This window comes from Ruminococcus sp. YRD2003 (assembly GCA_900109435.1).
Taxonomy (GTDB): Bacteria; Bacillota; Clostridia; order Oscillospirales; family Ruminococcaceae; genus Ruminococcus; species Ruminococcus flavefaciens_G.
Genome location: FNZT01000005.1, coordinates 164,075 through 183,001, shown reverse-complemented (window position 1 = coordinate 183,001; position 18,927 = coordinate 164,075). Strand labels below are relative to the sequence as shown.

At 55.0% G+C, this 18,927-nt stretch carries 17 protein-coding genes; 14 read left to right on the top strand and 3 right to left on the bottom strand.

Annotated elements, in window-relative coordinates; translation table 11 throughout:
- Positions 1–105: 105 nt before the first annotated feature.
- Positions 106–2,520, bottom strand: a complete 2,415-nt coding sequence (locus tag BMX22_RS05010; RefSeq protein WP_074741225.1) for a GH36-type glycosyl hydrolase domain-containing protein — start codon at positions 2,518–2,520, stop codon at positions 106–108.
- A 391-nt stretch (positions 2,521–2,911) separates the two neighbouring features.
- On the opposite strand from BMX22_RS05010, the gene BMX22_RS05005 reads away from it, so the two are divergent.
- The 4 genes from BMX22_RS05005 to BMX22_RS04990 all read left to right on the top strand — a co-directional run bounded on the left by BMX22_RS05005 (position 2,912) and on the right by BMX22_RS04990 (position 5,448).
- Entirely contained in the window at positions 2,912–3,358 is a 447-nt protein-coding gene (locus BMX22_RS05005) for a hypothetical protein (RefSeq protein ID WP_074741223.1), read from the top strand.
- A gap of 11 nt (positions 3,359–3,369) precedes the next feature.
- A complete protein-coding gene (locus BMX22_RS05000; RefSeq protein WP_074741221.1) occupies positions 3,370–3,708 on the top strand; it encodes an ArsR/SmtB family transcription factor in 339 nt (112 codons plus the stop codon).
- A 118-nt stretch (positions 3,709–3,826) separates the two neighbouring features.
- On the top strand, positions 3,827–4,984 hold the full coding sequence (locus BMX22_RS04995) for a type II CAAX prenyl endopeptidase Rce1 family protein (RefSeq protein ID WP_074741219.1): 1,158 nt from the start codon (positions 3,827–3,829) through the stop codon (positions 4,982–4,984).
- Positions 4,981–5,448: a nucleoside deaminase gene (locus BMX22_RS04990; RefSeq protein WP_074741217.1), complete on the top strand. Its 468-nt coding sequence runs from the start codon at positions 4,981–4,983 to the stop codon at positions 5,446–5,448. The genes BMX22_RS04995 and BMX22_RS04990 overlap by 4 nt, the downstream gene beginning before the upstream one ends.
- 107 nt (positions 5,449–5,555) lie before the next feature.
- Here BMX22_RS04990 and BMX22_RS04985 read toward each other — a convergent pair whose 3' ends face one another.
- A complete protein-coding gene (locus BMX22_RS04985) occupies positions 5,556–6,644 on the bottom strand; it encodes a hypothetical protein (RefSeq protein ID WP_143055472.1) in 1,089 nt (362 codons plus the stop codon).
- A gap of 41 nt (positions 6,645–6,685) precedes the next feature.
- Between BMX22_RS04985 and BMX22_RS04980 the strand changes: the two genes are divergently transcribed.
- Positions 6,686–6,976 (top strand): YabP/YqfC family sporulation protein, encoded by a 291-nt coding sequence (locus BMX22_RS04980; protein ID WP_074741213.1) that lies wholly within the window; start codon positions 6,686–6,688, stop codon positions 6,974–6,976.
- The gene (locus BMX22_RS04975; RefSeq protein WP_074741211.1) at positions 6,948–8,111 is read left to right on the top strand and encodes a sporulation protein YqfD; all 1,164 of its coding nucleotides are present in this window, start codon (positions 6,948–6,950) and stop codon (positions 8,109–8,111) included. The genes BMX22_RS04980 and BMX22_RS04975 overlap by 29 nt, the downstream gene beginning before the upstream one ends.
- A gap of 53 nt (positions 8,112–8,164) precedes the next feature.
- Here BMX22_RS04975 and BMX22_RS04970 read toward each other — a convergent pair whose 3' ends face one another.
- Positions 8,165–10,228 carry a cellulase family glycosylhydrolase gene (locus tag BMX22_RS04970; RefSeq protein WP_074741209.1) on the bottom strand — a complete coding sequence of 688 codons (2,064 nt, stop codon included), beginning with the start codon at positions 10,226–10,228 and terminating at the stop codon, positions 8,165–8,167.
- A 262-nt stretch (positions 10,229–10,490) separates the two neighbouring features.
- On the opposite strand from BMX22_RS04970, the gene BMX22_RS16780 reads away from it, so the two are divergent.
- The 8 genes from BMX22_RS16780 to BMX22_RS04930 all read left to right on the top strand — a co-directional run bounded on the left by BMX22_RS16780 (position 10,491) and on the right by BMX22_RS04930 (position 18,908).
- Entirely contained in the window at positions 10,491–11,375 is an 885-nt protein-coding gene (locus BMX22_RS16780) for an ECF transporter S component (protein ID WP_081349089.1), read from the top strand.
- A gap of 202 nt (positions 11,376–11,577) precedes the next feature.
- Positions 11,578–14,112, top strand: a complete 2,535-nt coding sequence (polA, locus tag BMX22_RS04960) for a DNA polymerase I (RefSeq protein WP_074741207.1) — start codon at positions 11,578–11,580, stop codon at positions 14,110–14,112.
- 4 nt (positions 14,113–14,116) lie between these two features.
- Positions 14,117–14,578: a ribosomal protein S18-alanine N-acetyltransferase gene (gene rimI, locus BMX22_RS04955; RefSeq protein ID WP_074741205.1), complete on the top strand. Its 462-nt coding sequence runs from the start codon at positions 14,117–14,119 to the stop codon at positions 14,576–14,578.
- Positions 14,578–15,588, top strand: a complete 1,011-nt coding sequence (tsaD, locus tag BMX22_RS04950) for a tRNA (adenosine(37)-N6)-threonylcarbamoyltransferase complex transferase subunit TsaD (protein ID WP_074741204.1) — start codon at positions 14,578–14,580, stop codon at positions 15,586–15,588. The genes rimI and tsaD overlap by 1 nt, the downstream gene beginning before the upstream one ends.
- Positions 15,589–15,601: 13 nt before the next feature.
- Complete coding sequence (locus BMX22_RS04945; protein WP_074741202.1) at positions 15,602–16,294, top strand: hypothetical protein; 693 nt, start codon at positions 15,602–15,604, stop codon at positions 16,292–16,294.
- A gap of 10 nt (positions 16,295–16,304) precedes the next feature.
- Positions 16,305–17,072: a hypothetical protein gene (locus tag BMX22_RS04940; RefSeq protein WP_074741200.1), complete on the top strand. Its 768-nt coding sequence runs from the start codon at positions 16,305–16,307 to the stop codon at positions 17,070–17,072.
- A 109-nt stretch (positions 17,073–17,181) separates the two neighbouring features.
- On the top strand, positions 17,182–17,904 hold the full coding sequence (locus tag BMX22_RS04935) for a sigma-70 family RNA polymerase sigma factor (protein WP_074741198.1): 723 nt from the start codon (positions 17,182–17,184) through the stop codon (positions 17,902–17,904).
- Positions 17,901–18,908 (top strand): hypothetical protein, encoded by a 1,008-nt coding sequence (locus BMX22_RS04930; protein WP_074741196.1) that lies wholly within the window; start codon positions 17,901–17,903, stop codon positions 18,906–18,908. Before BMX22_RS04935 ends, BMX22_RS04930 begins: the two co-directional genes overlap by 4 nt.
- Positions 18,909–18,927 lie beyond the last annotated feature (19 nt).

Genomic DNA, 18,927 nt, shown 5'->3' with positions numbered 1-18,927 from the left:
AGATACGGCTGCCGAGAGTAATTCTCGGCAGCCGTATTTCTTGCCTCTGTAATTCAAAGCAGCAAAAAGGCGCTCAGAAGGGAGCGCCTTTCATATTGTACATTTTTAACCGAGAACTACCTTTATCTCGTTAGTGTCTGCAAGCTTGTCCGCAGGAACATAGCTGCCTTCGAGCTTTGTACCGTTGAGGTACAGCTCCTTGACGCCCGACTGCACGTGAGCCGAGTTGTCAACAGTGATGTTGAGCTTCTTGCCGCGGAAGTTCTTGAATATCTTGAAGCCGTCCCATGAAGCGGGTATAGAAGGAGCGATATTGAGACCGCCGAGATCGGGGCGCATACCGCAGATACCCTCAACGCAGCCGACCATAACAGTCGAAGCAGTACCCGTGAGCCAGTGAACGTGCGAGCGTCCCTCATAGGGAGAAGCCTTCGACTCGGTGAACTGACCGTGAACATATGGCTCCATAACGCGTATCTCAGCCTTGTCGTTCATAGCGGCAGGCGAGCTCTCGAGGAAGTACTCGAATGCGCGGTCGCCGTGACCGAGGAGAGCCTCGGCGAGAATCAGCCAGCCCTGCGACTGCGAGAAGATACCGCCGTTTTCCTTTGTATCGAGGTTGAACACCTGCATGAGCGCGCCCTCGAAGTGGTGGTACTTGTAGGGGGGCTCGAGGAGCTTAGCGCCGTAGGGTGTGTTGAGTATATCGTGAACGCTGTCCATAGCCTTGTCAGCCTGCTCGGCGGAGGCAAAGCGCGAGATGACGGACCAGCTCTGCGGGTTGAGCCACATATTGGCCTCGGGGTCCTTCTTGGCACCGACGATGACGCCGTTATCGCGGATACCGCGGATGAAGCGGTCCTCGTCCCAGCACTTTTCGAGCGCGGAAGCAAGCTTTGCCTTAGCCTCAGTGATGAATGTGACGTACTCATTGTCGCCGCGGCTCTGAGCGAACTCGGTCATAACGTTCATAGCGTAGTAGAGCTGGAACGCAACGAATGTGGACTCGCCCTGCTTTCCGAGGCGGAGGCAGTCGTTCCAGTCAGCGTGGAGACCTGCGGGCATATCGTGGCTTCCGAGTCTTTCGAGCGAGAAGCGGATAGCGTTCTTGAGGTGCTCGTAAACGGTAGCCTCACCGCCGCCCTCCTCAGCGTAGGTGATGACCTCATCGAGGAAGCCCTTGTTTCCGCTCTCACCGAGGTACTTAACGATAGTCGGGAAGAGCCAGAGAGCGTCGTCAGCGCGGTACGAGGGGTGACCTGTTTCCTTAGCGTAAACGCTGTGCTCGTCGTTCTCGTCGGGACAAGTCTCGTGACCTGCGTTGTGGTTGAACTTAACGAGCGGGAGACCGCCGCCGTTGCTTACCTGAGCCGAGAGCATGAAGCGTATCTTCTCAGCGGCGAGCTCGGGGTCGAGGTGGATGATACCCTGAATATCCTGAACAGTGTCGCGGTAGCCGTAGCCGTTGCGGAGACCGCAGTACACGAAGGAAGCGGCTCTTGACCAGATGAAAGTGATGAAGCACTGGTAAGCGTTCCAGACGTTTATCATGTTGTTGAACTCGTCGGACGGAGTCTCGACCTGGAAATTAGCGAGCTGACCGTGCCAGTAGTCCTTGAGTTGCTTTATCTCGGCGTCAACTTTGCCTTCAGCCTTGTACTCATCGAGTATAGCGGCAGCCTCAGCGCTGTTTCGCTGACCCATGATGAAGACGAACTCCTTTGTTTCGCCCGCAGCGAGGGTGATATCGCTCTGGAGAGCGCCGCATGAATTGGAGTTGTAGTTCATAACGCCGTCGCACTTGCCTGATTCAACAGCGATAGGATTTGAGAAAGTCCTGTATGGACCGATGAAGTTGCTGAGCGAGCCGTTATAGCCTGTAACGGGCTGACCTACCATACCGAAGAAGCGCTCCTTGTGGTTAGAGCCTGTTTCGTCGAAGCCTGTATTCTCGTTCATATGCTGGATGATACGGTTCTCCTCGAAGCTTGTACGCGTGATGAACAGCGTATACTGGAGGTTTACCTGGTCCTGCTCGTAGTTGGGCTCGTTGGTGAACTCCACCATGCCGTAAACGGAGAGTTTTCTCTCCTTGTCGGAGGCGTTCGTCACCTTAGCGCGCCATACCTCATAAGTCTTGCCATAGGGGACATAGTAAGTCACCTCGGACTTGATGCCTGTATATTCGGCAGAGATGACAGTGTATGCAGTACCGTGGCGGCATTCGCTCTTATACTTGTCGAGCGGCTTGCCGACGGGCTGCCATGAAGCCGACCAGTAGTCGTTGGCGTCGTTGTCGCGGATGTAGATATAGCGTCCTGGGAGCGCCATTTCGGAATTGAAGCGGAAGCGAGAGATACGACCGTTAGCGCCCGACTTCACGAAGCTGTAGCCTGCGGCGTTGTTGGATATCATAGCGCCGTACTCGGGGTCACCGAGGTAATTGGCCCATGGTGCGGGAGTAGCGGGATTAGTGATGACGTATTCCTTGTTTTCAAGGTCGAAATGTCCGTACTTCATATAGATTAACTCCTAACTCGTTTTTACCGCAAGACCGCAGTGCTTACAGTCAGACGGTATGATATAAAAATATTATATCATACTATTTATAAAAAAGCAACAGTCGTAAAAAATATTTTTCCATTCTGTAAAAAAGTGCTCGGAGCGCGTCGCACGGCAGGAGCGGCATTGACAGCAATAGGTGTATACCGCACGCAGACCGCTTCCGCATTGAGGCGATCGCGGCGTGAAATAATGTGTCATGGGAGCAGTGTTCCCGTGCGGAGAAAGTCGGGGGCAGGCGGATACCGTAACCGAAGCCTTTTTGTTGACTTTTGTACATAAATGTGGTAAAATAGAACATAATGTCAAGCGTATCTGTGTATACATACAGTCGGACGGAGGTGAGCACATGGAGCTCGTCATAGCATTGATAGTCATAATCGTATTCTGCAAGATACTGGGCGTGAGCAACGAGATGCTCGTATTGGGCGGACTTGTACTTATAGAGCTGGCTATCGTGCTGATGATGTTCATGTTTGCGTTTTTCTGTGTGCGAATGCTTTTCACCAAGCGCACCGAGGCAAAGTTCATCCGCGTGGACAAGTCACCGAAGGGCAACTTCAAGGTGGCGTATTACGAAGTTGAAGGGACCGAGTACCCGTGCATATTCCCGAGCGAGATGATACTCAACGACAAGATGTACCGTACCGACCGCACATACCACGTCCTGTTCAGCCGCAGGAGCAGGAAGGTATACGATATATGGACGATACTTACGTGCGTGATAGGATTTGTTTTCAGCACATTTGCTGTTTTTGTGACGATGCAGATAGTGTCGGTAATACCAATGTTTTAAGGAGAAGGAAAATGGAAGAGCAAAACACCGCAAAAAAAGGGAGCATCGGCAGAGCTGCGGACGAAATGCCCGACGAATCGGCACTTTACGACGCGGCGGAGCTGCTGAAGGTTTTCGGCGACCCGACAAGGCTCAGAATAATTGCCGCTCTGTGCAGAAGTGAACTGTGCGTGTGTGATATCGCACGTCTGCTCGGGATGACTCAGTCGGCTATCTCGCATCAGCTCCGCGTACTGAAGCAGGCGCGTCTTGTGGCGACACGCCGCGAGGGCAAGACGATATTCTACTCGTTGTGTGACGAACACGTACAGCGTATTTTCTACTGTGCGCTCGACCACGTAATGGAATGAGCAATTTAATTAACAGTTTGTTCACATTTTAAAGGTAAAAAAATAACATTATACAAACCCGATTATGGTATAATATAAATTAGCATAGAGTCGCATTTTATAGCAAGGAGGTGGTCGGATGAGTGATGAGAGCAAGAGTGGCATAGTAGACGTTATCGGCGAGTTCGACTACTCTACCCAGCATGATTCATACAACGAGAAATACAAGAAATGGCGACGCAATAAGGACAATCACTGTGCCTTCAACTATGCCGCCAATAAAAACGAGAAGGTCTATGTCGACAGCAAGGGCTTTGTCGCGCACTCGGTCGAGGAGGCGGAGAAAGAAACGCTGCCGCACATTTTCTATATCATCGGTATATCCGCCCTGATATGGGTGTTCACCGAAGACGTCATCGGCAAGCTCGGCATATCACTGTTCACGCTGCTCGGCTTCGATATACATACCAACTTCTTCAACTCCTCCATTTACGGCGGCAGCATGGAGATAGTAGCGGCACTGATTTCGGTATCGGTACTGAAGGTGGCAGTACCCGTGCTGTATGCGCATATCAAGTTCAAACTCCCGAGCAAGGTTGAGTTTATGCGGCACATGAACAACAGTCTTGCGCTTGTCGGAGCGATAGCCATGACGCTCATAGTCTGTACGGCGGCGAGTCTGCCAACGGCGTATTCGAGCGAATCGAAGGAGATATACGACTACTTCCGCAGCATAGACGCCGACCTCTACGTCTGGGACCAGAATGAATTCCTGATGTATACGATATTCGACGTCGTGATAATGTCGATAATATCGGAAATGTTCTTTCACGGAGCGATGTTCGCGGCACTGAGACAGTTCGGCGACCCGTTCGCGATAGTAGTCACCTCGCTTACGGCAGGACTGCTGACACAGGACTTCCGCGCAATGCCGGTAACGATACTCGTATCGCTCGTTGCAGGCTACGGAATGGTCAGCAGCGGCTCGCTGTTTACAGCGATATCGGTCAGCATAGTCTACAAGATGTACGACCTCGCCCTGATCATACTCGAGACCGACAGCACAGACAAGATGCCGCTCACCCGCAACCTCTTTATGATGACAGCGCTTGCAGTCGGAATAATCGGCTTTATTGTGTTCTGGATAGGGTTTGTCCGCAGGAAGAAGGGCGGTATCGCGCGGTACAGCTCAGAGTATTCGCGGTGGAAGAGATTCGGCTTTGCGATAAAGACCTTCCCGTATTCGGCAGTCGTGCTCATCTGCCTTGCCTACGCCTGTGTGAGGCTGACGCAATGACAGACAGGTATATGGAGCGCGCCCTTGAGCTTGCACGCGCCGCATTTGCGGCAGGGGAGGTCCCTGTCGGAGCGGTGGTCGTGAAAAAGGCGACGGGCGAGATAGTCGGCGAGGGACGGAATATGCGTGAGGGAGCGAAAAACGCTCTTGCCCATGCAGAGATAATGGCGATAGACGAAGCCTGCAAAAAGCTCGGCGGCTGGAGGCTGCCCGACTGTACCCTGTATGTCACACTGGAGCCGTGCCCGATGTGCTGCGGGGCGATAATAAACTCGCGGATAGACACGGTATGCTTCGGCGCATACGACCTGAAAAGCGGGTCGGCGGTGTCGGTGCAGAGGATGTTCGAGTACCCCTACAACTACAAGCCCGAGGTCATCGGCGGGATCATGGAGGAAGAGTGTGCGGAGCTGCTTTCGCAGTTTTTCGCTGAACTCAGGCTGAAACGGAAGAATAAACAGTAAAATGAAAGGCGCTCTTCGGAGCGCCTTTTTTGTGTAGGGGCGCATTCCGTGCGCCCGAAAATGCGAAAAATCACGGGCGAGCGACGGGACGCCGAGGGCGGCGTCCCCTACACATTTTTTCTTCTGCACTTCTCATACTTCATGAACACCATCACCGTCATCACCGCGAGCAGCACCGACGGTACAGGCGACGGAGCGCTGTGTACCTTTGTTACCACGGCAGCGGAGACCGTCTCGCCAGCGATGAAGAGCGGCAGCAGCAGCCTGCACGCGGCGAAGCTGACAGCAGCAGCCCCGAGGCGTAACACGGCTGTGGGGAGCAGGGACAGTTTTCCGCGGTATATAGCCGCGAGCTGCATAAAAACGCAGCCGCCCCCGAAGGTGACGAGCGCGGATATCGCAGGCAGGAGCGTGTAGTCGCCTGCGGGGAGGCTGCCGACGGCGGTAACGTCGAGAGCCGCACAGATGAGCCCCGCAGAGGTCGTGAAGTCTCTGCCCGTGAGCCGTGCGAACAGCTCAGCGGCAGCAGGCAAAGCACCCGTGCGTATAAGGAGAGCCGAAATCACGGCAAATCCCAGAATAGCGGCGCATATCTCAGCCATAGCGCGTCCCGCCGAGGATACGCAGTCGGGGAGCATCTCCGCGTTGAATGTGACTACCGAGCGCGGCGGAGCACCGTGACCGTGTCTTCGCAGATACACCGACATGACGACCGCGCACAAGAGGCTGCCTGTCGCGGTCGAGAGGCTGATGAGCAGTCCCGCTTTCGCCGAGCGGTAGAGCTGCCCCGCGATGCAGCCGTAGATGAAGGCGGGGCCCGCCCCGAAGCACACCCCCGCAAGGAGCTCAGCCTCGCGTTTTGTGAGCCTGCCCGTCTCATAGCAGGAGATGAGCATACGGGCTCCGACGGGGTATCCCGCGATGTTTGAGAAGAGGAAAATAAGGAAGATATCGCCGTCCATGCCGAGCAGGAGCCTTCCCGCACGATGTACGAGCCTTCCCGCGGCAGTGACCGTGCCGCTCCTTATGAGCAGCCCCGAGACAGCGATCATGGCAAACAGAGACGGTATCACGGCGGTCAGGCAGCGCTGCAAAGCAGCGTATACCGCTGCTCCGACAGTATCTGCGGCAAGAATGCAGAGCGCGGCAGTCCCCGCGAGCAGGAGTGCTGTCAATAAATCTCTTGTTTTTTTCATAAATATCACCCAGTCAATCATATTATTTGAAGGGTGATAATATGTTTGAAAAGCTATCGGGCAGGGCAGAGGAGCTCCTCTCGCCCGTGTCGGGGATACATATTGAAGGCAACCGCGAGCTTGTTGTCGAGAACTGCCGCCGCATAGAGGAATGCGACGAAGTGTTCATGCAGTTCATATCGGGTCATCTGCGCGTTCAGGTATGGGGGAGCGGGCTGCGCGCCTACGACCACAAGACGGGCGGACTTGTCATACGCGGGAGGATAACGCGGGTAGAGCTTGCGGAAAGGAGAGCGGGACGGTATGAGAGAACGGATTCGGGGCATAGTTAAGATAAACGCCGTGGGACGCGACCTGTACGGCTTCATAAACGCAGTCCATGAGAGCCGCATAAGCTGCTATAAGCAGTACGTCAGCCGCGGCAGCTTCTGTGCGGAGATATACCGCTCCGACCTCGGACGGCTCGGGGATATCGCAGAGGAGCACGGCATAGAGCTGACGAGCTACGAATACGATACCCTTTCCTCGGAGGTCATACACCGCCGCAGACGATTCGGGCTCGTCATCGGACTTGTGCTCGTGATAGCGGCGTCTCTTTATTTTTCGGGGACAGTCGTCACAATAGACATACAGGGCAACGAGACCATAAGCGACGAGACGATACTTGCGGCGCTTGACGAGCTCGACATCCGCCGCGGCACGCCATTCGGACAGATAAACTACATAAACTGCGAAAATCAGCTTCAGCTGATGGTGAACGGACTGTCATGGGCGGGTATGCACAGGACGGGACACAGGCTCGTTGTAGAGGTCACTGAGATAGTGGAGAAGCCGAAAATGCTGCATTCGCGGATACCCTGCAATCTTGTCGCCGCCCACGAAGCAGAGATAGTTTACACGACAGTGCTTGACGGCCAGCTCATGCACAAGGTCGGAGACTACGTAATGCGTGGCGATATGCTTGTGAGCGGAGTGACGCGCGACGACACGGGTCACACCACTCTCCACCACGCGCTCGCCGCGATAACGGGTATATACCGTGACGAAGCCTCATTCACGGGCGAGCTCGTACAGGAGCGTCTTGTTCCCACGGGCAGAACGGATACGCGTCGGAGACTGAGGCTGTTCAGCCTTGATATACCGCTGTATCTCGGCAGGAACGACTATGAGCTCCGCGAAGAGGAGTGCGTGGTCAAGCCCGTGAGGGTGTTCGGGAAGAGCCTGCCGATAAGCATAGCGCGGTACAGCTATACGGAGTATGCGCGCACTGAGACAGAGCTCACGAGCGAAGAGCTGACCGACGAGCTCATGCAGAAGGTATACATCTACGAGAAGAACTTCCTGTCGGACTGCGAGATAATGGAGCGCGAGGTCACGCCTACAGAAAAAGACGGCACGCTGACGCTGAACGTCGCGTACCGTCTCAAAGGTGATATCTGTGAGCAGAGGGAGATACTGATAAAATGAAGTTTTATGCAGGGGCACACCCTGCATATTTTATGGCATCGGCTGATTACGGATTACTTTGCGCCTTCCATTATACCCGCGAGGATAGTGTCATTCCACTTCTGAGCGCCGCGGTTATAGATACCGAAGCCGTCCTTGCCCGAGCGCACGCCGTTATCCCAGACGAAGCACTTGATGCCCTGCGCCTTGGCGGCAGAGATATAATAGCTGTAGTAGTCCGCACGAGTAGCGTCATCTGCGACAGCCACGCAGCCGAACTCACCGATAATAACGGGAGTGTTGCCGAACTTGCTTTTCATCTTGGCGAATTTGGCGTCGAGCTCTGATTTTTCGGAGCTGCCGAACGTGGTAGTCTGACCGTCCGCGAACTTCCACGGAGCGTAGTAGTGCAGCGACACAATAACGTGGCTGTCGTTCGGCACGACAACGTCGTTCATCGCGACGTCCTCTGCGGAGGCGGCATAGCTGGTGATGACAAGAGTTCTTTCGGAGTTGTTTCCGCCTGATTTTCTGACGGTATCAACGAAGTCCTGCTCATACTTGTTGATTATTTTCCTCTCGGCAGCAGTACCGCCCATCCATTCGGCTGAGCTTCCCACGGTACGTGGCTCGTTCATGCCCTCGAAGAGGAGGCGGTCGCCGTAATCCTTGAATTCGGCGGATATCTGCTCCCAAATCTTTATGAGCTTGGCGCTGTCGCCCGCGTACTCGGAGTCATTCGGGTCGAACCAGATGTAGTCGTCGTGGTGCATATTGAGGATAACGAACATATCGTTGTTGTAGGCGTAATCGACGACTTCTTTCACGCGTGCGAGCCAGTCCGCCTGAATGGTATCACCGTCCATGTGCTCGTCCCACGTAACGGGTATACGAATGGCGTTGAAGCCCGCCTCCTTAACGCCGACTATCATTTTCTCGGTGGTTTTGAGGTTGCCCCAGCCCGTCTCGGTCGAGAGGCCTTTTTTGCCTGTATTGTAGCTGTCGAGGGTATTTCCGAGGTTCCAGCCGACCTTTATATCGCCGACTATCTCAGCCGAGCTGCGGAAGCCCGTATTTGCGGGAGCAGGGGCAGTCTCCGAGCTGTTTTTGGTCGTCACGGGCACGGGAGCCGACCCGTCGCTGCTGTACTTCACGGTAACGTCGCCGAGAGTTACCGAAGGCTGTTCGCTCCACCAGTATCCAAGCACAAGCTCACCGTCCTCTGCGATGTAGTTTTTAGCTTCCTCGGGCACGAACCACGTCAGCGTAAGGGACGAGCTGTCCGTAAAGACCGCGGTATCGGGCGACTGACAGCTGCCTGCCGAGGAGCTGTAGCCGAAGCCTCCCGTGAACTTTTTAAGACTGCCCGCCGCGCTGACATTAAAGGTCACCGCCTGCGGGACAGCGCCCTCGGGGAGGAAGCCTGCCGTAGGTATCCTTATCGTATTATCTGAGCCGCCATAGCTGACGCTCCTGCCTATATTCTGTGTAACTTCGCCGTCAACGGGGATATCTCTTGTTCGTGTATAGGTGCATACGACCTCTTCGATGCGGATACTTCCCGCGCCGCCCCACCAGTAGCCGAAAAGCACCTCTCCCGCAGGAGAGATATAGTCGCGTATGTCAGCGGGCACGTCCCACCTTATCTCGCCGTAGGTACCCTGTGTGGGGGCAGCGAAATCGTCGGACTGATACCAGCCCTCATCTGTAGCGGCGGGACAATCACCTGTTACGGAGATACCGCAGCCGCCCTTGAATTCGCCGATATTGCTGCCGTCGTCGGAGTAGATGACGAAAGTGAAAGAGCTTATCCTGTCGCCCTCCTCGATGAAGTCGGCGAGCGGGAGCTTGAGAGTATTGCTGCCGTTTTCGCGGGAGATGGTCCTGCTGACTGTCTGCTGAGTGGCGCCCTCAGCTGAGACAGTCTCCACAGGGCTGATATGCAGCGTGGCAGCCTCAGTTGCAGGCTCGGTCTTGGTCTCAGACCTGGTACTCTGCGTGGTTCCCGCGGTATTGCTGTCGGTCATGACAGGCTCAGGCTCATCAGGCTCATCGTGCGGCATTCTGCAAGCTCCCGCTGCGACGAGCATACAGAGAGCAGCGACAGCAGCAGAAACTGTTATCTTAGTTTTTTTCATATAAACCTCACTTATTGTAATAATATGTCATTATACGCTGATTATAGCATAATTTTTCGGATATTGCAACGTTTAAAGGAATTTTTTAGTATAAATAAAGTAAGAATTGGTAATATCATCAAAACAAATGCAATAAGAGGCATAAAATAAATATATCCCCGAATTTTCGGTAAGACTTGACAACTGTGGAAAGATATGTTATTATGAATCCGTTGTATTGTATCCTCTTCGGAGGAATAATAACAAGGAGGAAAAATCAAATATGAAAACAAAGTTCAACACCCGTTCAATGGTACTGTTGGGACTTCTGATGGCGATCGTACTGCTTTTCTCGCTGACGCCGATCGGAACTATCCCCATAGGACCGCTGTCCATCACGCTGAACATCATCCCAATTGCCGTTGCAGGCATCGCGCTGGGACCCGTCGGCGGACTCATCGTAGGCACGTTCTTCGGAATATTCAGCTTCCTGCAGTGTTTCGGCATCGGACCACTCAGTGTTATGGGCGAGACACTCGCTCAAATCAACCCCGTGTTCGCTTTCATTCAGAGAGTTGTTCCCCGTGCGCTTGACGGACTTCTCGTCGGCTTCATCTATCAGGGCGTGACAAAGCTCAAGGCTAAGCGTGCTTACTACGCTGTTGCGGGACTGGTAACGTCATTCTTTGGTATCGCGCTGTTCCTGTCGATAATGCAGTTCGCATTCTCGCACTCGGTAGTAGGCGAGGAAGGCAAGAAGGTATGGGTACGCGACAAGGTCATGGACGACCTGATGTCATCGGGCGGACTTATCTGGTATATATGCATCACGGTAGCGCTGCTGCTTTTCTGCATCGGCTACCTGCTCGTCAGCGGACGCAAGCTCACGCGTATGCAGGTATCGAGTGCAGTAACGGGCTTCTGCTCGGCGTTTCTGAACACCCTGTTCTTTATGACGGCACTGGTACTGCTTTTCGGCAGAGACGACTACGTAAAGGACCTCATCGACTCCAAGGGCAACGGCAACGTGCTGCTTTTCGTGGTGGTATTCGTAGGGATCAACGCACTGTTTGAAATGGTGGTGTCCACAGTCATCACAACGGCAGTCGGCACAGCTCTCCACAAGGCGAAGCTGGTCGAGGGCCCCGAGGAAGAAAGCAAAGAATAAAATACGATACAACAAAGCCTCCCGCAAGGGAGGCTTTTTCAATCGCAGGGGACGACGTTTCATACTGATAGTCCACCTATCACTATGACGTAACGTCAGGGTTGGCATTACTGATTTTTTGATCTGTCTCAAATACTTGCTATTTCCCCTGATGTGTGGTATAATAATAATGTATGTATTCATGCACGAAAGGAAGATGAAGATGAAGCTCCTTGCAATAGACGGCAACAGCATACTCAACCGCGCATTTTACGGAATAAAGCTCCTCTCGAACAAGAAAGGCGTGTTCACGAACGCCATATTCGGCTTTATGAACATATATATGAAGAATCTCGACGACGTCCGCCCCGACGCGGTCGCGGTGGCATTCGACCTCAAAGCCCCGACCTTCCGCCACAAGGCAGCGGACTACTACAAGGCGAACCGCAAGGGTATGCCCGAGGAGCTCGCGCAGCAGCTCCCGCTGATAAAGGAGCTTCTCGGTCTGCTCGGTATTAAGGTCATCGAGTGCGAGGGCTACGAGGCAGACGACATCCTCGGCACGCTCTCGAAGCAGTGCAGCGACAGCGGGGACGAGTGCTATGTCCTCACGGGCGACAGGGACAGTCTCCAGCTCATCGACGACAAGGTTACGGTGCTGCTCGCCACGAACAAGGAGACTATCCACTACACGCCCGAGCGTTTCCGCGAGGACTACGGCTTTGAACCGATACGCCTGATAGACCTGAAAGCGCTCATGGGCGACAGCTCTGACAATATCAGGGGCGTGGCGGGCATCGGCGAAAAGACGGCAAAGTCGCTCATACAGGAGTTCGGCACGCTCGAGGGCGTATACGCGGGCTATGAGGCGTCGGGACTCACAAAAGGCGTGAAAGCGAAGCTTGCAGCGGGAGCGGAGTCCGCCAAGGAGAGCAAGTGGCTCGCGACGATAGTGCGCGACGCTCCGATAGGCGCGGTTCCGACAGACTGCAAACTCGGCGAGCCTGATAATGCGGGAGTAAGCCGCCTGCTTACAGAGCTGGAGATGTACAAGCTGCTCGATAAGCTGGGGATATCTGCTTCTGCGGGCGAGGCAGCTCCCGAGGTGAAGCAGGATGAGCACATCCCCATAGAGGTGACGGAACAGGAGCTCACATCCGCCGATATATCTGGATTTACTGATGTCTGCTGTCTGTTTGACGACGGTGAGCTCTCGGTACTGAGCGGCACGACAGTCTACACGACCGCCGACGAGCAGCTGATATGCGAATTCTTCGCCTCAGACTGCGAAAAGACCACATTCGATGCGAAGCCGCAGTACCGCTATGCCATGGCACACGGCGGAGAGCTCCGCAATGTACGCACAGATATCCCGATATGCGGTTATCTGCTGAACACCTCGGCTTCCGACTACGCCGCAGACAAGCTCTGTGCGGAGTACGGTGTCCACTACTGCACGGAGAACGGCGTCCATGCCGACCTCGTCTCCCTGCGCGGACTTGCGAAGAAGCTGCGCTCCGAGATAGAGCGCGAGGGCATGACAGACCTCCTCGAAAACATCGAAATGCCGCTGACGGAGGTGCTTGCCTCCATGGAGCATTACGGCGTGATGATAGACAAGGACGGCGTAAAGTCGTTCGGTGCCGACCTCTCAGAGATGATAGAGGAGACCCGTCAGATGATATACGACGATGCGGGGCACGAGTTCAACATCGCATCTCCGAAGCAGCTCGGAACGGTACTCTTCGAGGAGCTCGGGCTGCCCGCGAAGAAGAAGACCAAGAGCGGCTACTCCACGAACGCGGAAGTCCTCGAGGAGCTCCGCAACTACTCGCCGATAGTGGACAACGTGCTGAAATACCGTCAGTACACGAAGCTCAACTCCACCTATGTCGAGGGCTTGCTCGACAAGGTCGCGGAGGACGGCCGCATACACACCAGTTTCCGCCAGACGGAGACGAGGACGGGGCGCATATCGTCCACCGAGCCGAACGTGCAGAACATCCCCGTCCGCACGGAGCTCGGCTCGCAGATGAGGAAATTCTTCACGGCATCTGAGGGGCGCGTCCTCGTTGACGCGGACTACAGCCAGATAGAGCTGCGCGTCATGGCGCACCTCTGCGGCGACGAGAATATGATATCCGCATTCAGCTCGGGCGAGGACATCCATACTTCGACCGCCGCACAGGTATTCGATATGCCGCCCGTCATGGTGACACCAGAGATGAGAAGCGCCGCCAAAGCCGTAAATTTCGGCATAATCTACGGTATCGGAGCCTTCTCTCTCTCGAAGGACATCGGCACGTCCGTGGCACAGGCGAAGAAGTACATTGCCGACTACCTCGCGAAGTACCCGAAGGTAAACGACTTCATGGAGTCGACAGTTGACGGCGCGATGAAAACGGGAGAAGTCACGACGATGTTCGGGCGCAAAAGGCGCATTCCCGAGCTTCTCTCGTCGAACAAGATGTTACAGGCTGCGGGCAAGCGCATAGCCATGAACACTCCCGTGCAGGGCACAGCCGCCGACCTCATAAAGATAGCGATGATAAACGTATACCGCCGCCTCAGAGCTGAAAATCTCGCAGCAGAGCTGATACTGCAAGTACACGACGAGCTCATCATCGAGTCCGACCTCTCCTGCGCCGACCGCGCCGCCGAGATACTGAAAGAGGAGATGCAGGGCGTGTACGAAATGAAGGTGCCGCTCGCCGTAGACGTTCATCAGGGCGAGAGCTGGTACGAAGCGAAGGGCTGATACTATGAGATTTGAGATAAAGCGAGCACCGTTCACCGATGAAACTTTCGGGCAGATGTCGCTGCTGGACAAGTATTGCTTCGGAGGCTTCGGCTGGTCTGCCAAGGCATTTGCGGACGCGGCAGAGCGCGAGGGCGGAGTTGTTCTCGCCGCTTACTGCGGCGATGAGCTCGCAGGCGTATTTGCGGGCTTTACGGCTTCCGATACAGGCGAGGTGCTCACCGTTGCGACTGCTCCCGAATACCGCAGAATGGGAGCAGCGAGGGCGCTTCTCGGCGAATTTCTCGCGAACGTGCCCGAGGAGGTCGAGACCGTCGCCCTTGAGGTACGTCAGTCGAACGCCGCTGCGATAGCCCTCTACGAAAGCTTCGGCTTCGTGAAGGAGGGCACGCGGAAGCGGTTTTACCGTGACCCTATCGAGGACGCGGATATAATGGTCAAAAACATGAAGGAAAGTGCAGAATAATGCTGATTTTAGGAATAGAAAGCTCCTGCGACGAGACAGCCGCGAGCGTGATAGAAGACTGCCGCACGATACGCTCGTCGGTAATATCCACACAGATAGAGGAGCACAGGAAATACGGCGGAGTAGTGCCCGAGATAGCCTCGCGCCGCCACTGTGAGAACATCCTCGGCGTGACGCGGAAAGCGCTTGCTGACGCGGATACCGAGCTTGCCGACCTCGACGGCATTGCCGTTACATACGCCCCTGGGCTCATCGGAGCCCTGCTTGTAGGCGTTAATTTTGCGAAGGGGCTCGCCCTTGCCTCGGGCAAGCCGCTGATACCCGTCCATCACATCGCGGGACACATCGCCACGAACTATCTCAGCCACCCCGACCTCGAGCCCCCCTACCTCTGTCTTGTCGCGAGCGGAGGTCACAGCCACATCATCGAGGTGCTGAGCTACACAAAATTCCGCGTAGTCGGACGCACCCGCGACGACGCAGCAGGGGAGTGCTTTGACAAGTGCGCCCGTGCCATGGGCTTCCCGTATCCGGGAGGCGTCCACGTCGACAAAGCTGCACAGTCGGGCGACCCGAAAGCGTTCAGACTTCCGCATCCCGCGGTCGCGGGCAACGAGTTCGACCTCAGCTTCTCGGGACTAAAGACCAACGTGATAAATCTGCTCCACCATGCCGAGCAGAAGGGCGAGCACATCGACAGGAACGACCTGTCGGCGAGCCTTCAGGCGACGATAGCGGAGATACTCACGGGCAAGACCATGCTCGCGGCTGAAGCACTCGGCTATAAGAAGATAGCGCTCGCAGGCGGAGTTTCCGCGAATTCGGGCGTCCGCGCGGCAATGGCGGAAGCGTGCGAAAAGCGCGGCTACAGCTTTTATATGCCCGAGAAGAGCCTCTGCGGAGACAACGGCGCGATGATAGGCTGTCAGGGCAGCTACAACCTTATAGCGGGCATCACCGCGGACGAGAGCCTCAACGCAGTAGCTACTCTCTCAATGGACGAAATATGATTCGGAGGATAATATGAAAAGGATAACAGCACTAATACTTGCAGCCGCTATGGCGGGAACGGCACTTGTCGGCTGTTCAGGCAAGCAGACGGACAGCAGCTCTAAGGAGGCGCGCGTGAGCGTCACGGACATAGACAGTGCCATTCTCGGAGAGTGGAGCAGCGGAGCCAACGGCTACATTTTCGCCGAGGACAGGACAGTTTCGCTGCCGATAGACTTCAGCTCGTCCGCGCATTTCAACAGTGACGGCACGTTCTCTATGGAGACTACGAAAGTCGGCAAGGAGGAGATAGAGTACGACGGCACGGCTCTCAGGGTATCGCACCGCTATGACGAGGCAGAGGAGGGTCAGCAGGACATACTGCTGCTCGATATGAAGCGCACGGGAGCCGAAAACAAGAACAGCTACGACGGCGAGTACGAGCTGCTCGGCGGCTCATACCGCGATATGCTGGCATATAATCTTGCCATAAGCACGGACAAGATAAACGTGCTCGCCGAGATAGAGGGCGAGGACCTCAGATTCATAGTCAAGGATTACTGCTATTTCGAGACGAACGACGGAACGCTCGAGCTGTTCAGCGAGAACATGAATTACGTAAAGCACGTCGACGACTCGGTTAAGTACACATATAAAATAGACGGGGACACCCTCACGCTCACCTACGAGGACGGAGCGAAGGAAGTCCTGAACAAGGTAAAGTGAGGGAAACGCCATGAACAGAAGGATAACAGCCATTTTAACCGTTGCTGCGGCGGTTCTGTCTCTGGCTTCGTGCGGAGACAAAGAGGAGCAGTCAGTCAGACCGATAGTTGTCGCGGGGAGCACCGAGGCACCGACATCCGAGGCTGCATCGGAGCCGACGTCCGAGCCGACCACCGAGACGGCGACCTTCCATGAGCACCACGACTACGAGGACGGCGTTCTTGTGGGACGCTGGGCAGGCGACGAAGCCGATATCGTATTGCAGGACAACGGAAAGGTGAGCGCGGAATTTGACATCTCCGAGGTAATGATGCTCAGGAGCGACGGTACATTTATGCTCAGCGGCGAGGAATTCCCGCCCGAGAACACAGAGTACGACGGTACGGAGCTCGTTATCTATACGACTGACGAGGAGAGCGGCGAGCGCGTCGAATTTCTCAGGATGCAGCGTCGGGACGACCCTGCCCCCGACAGCTATGACGGCTTGTACGATATCGTGACAGACCTTTTCAAAGAGAAGCTTGCGGGGCTTATCACGGGAGAAGAGACATCAGAGCTCGAAGTTCAGATGAGGATAAGGCGCGGGAATTTCATAGTGTTTCTGCCCGAGTTCTGCGAGTATACGCAGAGCGGCGACGAGTTCAGCCTTATGCTCCCGAACGCAGCGGACGGCAGCCTTGCCGACGAGCTTGGCGACAGCACCTTCGTGCTTGACGGAGACCAAGTCACCTTCTACAACGGAGAGGGCATTACCGAGCAGTTCAAGAAAATGGAGTGATATCGGCTCTTTTGCCGCCTTTCGGCTGTCAGTGAAAAATTTTTCTCCGACTACCCCGCTTTGGGAAAATACTCTGCGTAAACTATAATAAGATACGGGGGTGATCTGAATGGATCCGGATACACATCAAATCATAACCCAAGTCTATCAGGCAAAAAAAGATAACGCTGCTGCTGACGAGCTTATCGCGGCGTATATGCCATTCATCAGGTCGGAGACAGCAAAGTTTCTGAACCGTCCGCCCGAGCAGAGCGACGACGAGCTGAGTATCGCCATGTTTGCATTTTACGAGGCTATCCGTACATATTCGAGAGTTCGCGGTTCATTTCTGAAATTTGCCGCAATGAAGATAAAAAACCGACTGATAGACCACTACCGCAAAGAAAAAAGGCACAGGATAACGGTCTCGCTGGACGAGGAGTCCGAGGACCGTCCCGATTTGATAGATACAATAAAAGACGAGCACGACAGCTTTGCAGAGGGAGAGATACGCGAGGCGACAAAGCAGGAGATAGCCGAGCTATCGGCTCAGATGACGGAATTCGGAGTCTCCATGCAGGACATCGCCGACAACTCCCCGAAGCAGCAGAGAACGCTGGAATGCTGTCAGAAGGCGGTATATTACGCCCGCCATAATTCCGAGATACTCGAGGATTTTCTCCGCACCAAGCGTGTTCCCATAGCAAAGCTTGCGGAGGGAGCGAATGTCGAGCGCAAGACGCTCGAACGTCACAGGCGCTATCTTGTGGCAGTGCTGCTGATATGCACCAACGGCTACGAGATACTGCGCGGACACATAATGCAGGTACTGAAAGGAGGGGGAGAGGCATGAAATATCTTGTAATGGAATGTCATGAGGGCTATGCGGTCCTTATGGACGAGGAGTCCCGCTTCGTGAATGCGGCTAATCTGCATTACGAGGTCGGTCAGACCGTGACCGAGCCGATACTGTTTGAGACCGAAAACAAGCAGAAAACGGGCGGCAGGCGCATCATCATGCGTGCCGTGAAGACGGCAGCAGCCGCGGCGTGCCTGACTTTAGTAACAGTCGCGGGATTCAGCTTCTTCGGCAAGGAAAAGCCCGCTCCCCGCTCGGTAGTATTCGTATCCGCAGCAGCGGAGATAGAGATGGAGCTCGATGAGAAGGGCAGCGTAGTAAGGCTGAAAAGCGACTCCGAGCAAGGCAACGAGATAATCGAAAAGTACATCGAATCTCACGGCAGGACGACCGACAGAATGGATACCGCCAACGACATCCTTGCTATACAGGTAGAGGACGGCTATATATCGGGCGGAGATACCGTTGATGTATATGTCCCCGACGATAATAAGGGCTTTGAGGAATACAAGACAGAGCTCGAGGGCAGGGTATCGGAGCTCGATATCAATGTCAATATCAGGAAACTTGAAACACCTGCGCCAAAACATGATATGCCGACTCCGCCCGCAGTGACAGAGAAAAAGGCTCCTGTACAAGAGGAGGCTTCCAAGCCGACAGCTCCGACGCCGCCTCATGAGGCGCCCAAGCCTGATGAAAAGCCCACAGCGCCCGCAGCCGAGCCGCCGACACCTCCCGAGGAGCCTGTCCCGCCCGCAGTTACGGATGAAAAGGCGACTGCACCCGAGCCGCCCACCCACGAGCATCCCGAGCATCCCGAGCCTCCGCACGGCAATGAGGGCAGAGCAGGTCACAGACCCGCAGCGCTCCCTGCACCGCCCGAGGCCCCCGAGCCTCCCGCAGCTCCGAAGGCAGCAGCACCCGCCGCCGAAGAGCCGTCCAAAGCCGAGTTCCCGCAGGAAGCGAATGAAAAAGACACCATCGATTCTCATAAATAACCACCACCTCAATGTCGGA